2 protein-coding genes are annotated in these 1,691 nt (G+C 68.3%); both read left to right on the top strand.

Annotated features, from left to right (window positions below; genetic code table 11):
* Positions 1-265: 265 nt before the first annotated feature.
* Positions 266-1,222 carry a transporter gene (locus D180_RS08355; protein WP_232760401.1) on the top strand — a complete coding sequence of 319 codons (957 nt, stop codon included), beginning with the start codon at positions 266-268 and terminating at the stop codon, positions 1,220-1,222.
* 27 nt (positions 1,223-1,249) lie between these two features.
* On the top strand, positions 1,250-1,691 hold a 442-nt coding region (locus tag D180_RS08350), incomplete at its 3' end, for an SDR family NAD(P)-dependent oxidoreductase (RefSeq protein ID WP_017912438.1).

Raw genomic sequence — 1,691 nt, 5'->3', positions numbered from 1 at the left:
CGGCTGGACGCGCTCGACCGCCTGTAGCGGCCCCCTGCGGCGCGGCTGGTTCTTGCCGTCCGCCCTTCTTTCTCGCTGATTCCCGACCCGCCGCCAGCGTCCCGCTGACGGCGCGCGTCGCCGCGTGGTCGCGCCCTGCGCGCGCTGCGTGTTCGCGTTCCTGTCCCCCCGCACCCCGCCGTTCCCCTTTCGCTTGGAGTGCCTGCCCGTGAAGCGTGTCCGCTACCGTGTCCCCTCGTCGCCGCGTGCCCGTGCGCGCCTGTCTCTGCTCGTCGTGCTGGCCATCGCCTGGGTCGCCCCGGCGGCCGCGCAATCGGTGCCGCAGAGCGCCACCCTGCCGACCGGTATCAATACCGGCGGCACCAGTTTCTTCGACGGTTTCAGCAAGCCCAACCCGGGCTGGACCGCGATCCAGTACCTGCGCCGCTACGACTTCGACGCGATCAAGGACGCGCACGGCGACGACGTGCCGGTGTTTCGCGATCCGCACATCGGCTCCTCGGTGTGGGTGACCCAGGTCGCCTACCTCAGCGACTACAAGCTGTTCGGCGGCTCCCTCGGCATCACCGCACTGGCGGCGCTGGTCGATCTGGATACGTCGTTCGCGTACGACAGCCCGGTGGCGCTGCGCGACAACGGCGCCGGCCTGGGCGACCTGACCATCGGCCCCTACCTGCAGATGGCACCGGTGATCCGCAATGGCCGCCCGGTGTTCTCGCAACGCTTCGAACTGGATGTGCTGGCGCCGATCGGCAAGTTCGACCGCAACCGCGACGTCAACCAGGGCGCGGGCTACTGGTCGGTGCTGCCGAGCTGGGCCTTCAGCATCCTGCCCACGCCGCGCTGGGAAATCAGCGGACGGCTTAACTACATTTACAACTTCCGCGCCGACAAGGCCTCCAACGTGCCGCAGGGCGACGGCTTCGTGTTCCGCAACGGCCAGGCCGGCGACGCCGCCTGGCTCAACTTCGCCAGTTCGCTGGAAGTGGTCAAGGACCTGCACCTGGGTATCAACGGCTACTACCTCAAGCAGTTGCGCGACAACCGCACCAATGGCGAACGCGTCGCCGACAGCAAGCAGACCCAGTTCTACCTGGGCCCCGGCCTGTCCTGGCGGATCGACCAGAAGAACATCTTCAACGCCAACTTCTACATGCCGGTGGAGGTCAAGAACGCGCCCTCCGGCCACAACGTCAACGTCCAGTACATCCACGTCTTCTGACCAACTTCGCAACGGACACGCGCTGCCATGAACCTGCACAACAAGACAATCCTCGTCACCGGCGTAGCCTCCGGCATCGGCGCCGAGGTCGCGCGCCTGGCGCGCTTCCACGGCGCCACCGTGATCGGCATCGACCGCCAGCCGGTCAACATGACCCTGCACGGCTTCCACCAGGCCGATCTGGGCGACCCGGCCTCGATCGACGCGCTGGTGGCGCAGCTGCCCGAGCGCATCGATGCGCTGGCCAACATCGCCGGCGTGCCCGGCACCGCGCCAGTGGACGTGGTGGCGAAGGTCAACTACCTGGGCCTGCGCCACCTCAGCCAGGCGTTGCTGCCGCGCATCGTGCCCGGCGGCAGCATCATCAACATCGCCTCCATCCTCGGCGCCGAGTGGCCGCAGCGGCTGGACCTGCACAAGCAGCTGGCCGCCGCCGACAGCTACGCCGCCGGCAGCGACTGGCTGGGGG

Source organism: Xanthomonas sp. SHU 166 (assembly GCF_000364685.1).
Classification (GTDB): Bacteria; Pseudomonadota; Gammaproteobacteria; order Xanthomonadales; family Xanthomonadaceae; genus Xanthomonas_A; species Xanthomonas_A sontii.
This window is presented reverse-complemented; position numbering and strand designations above follow the sequence as displayed.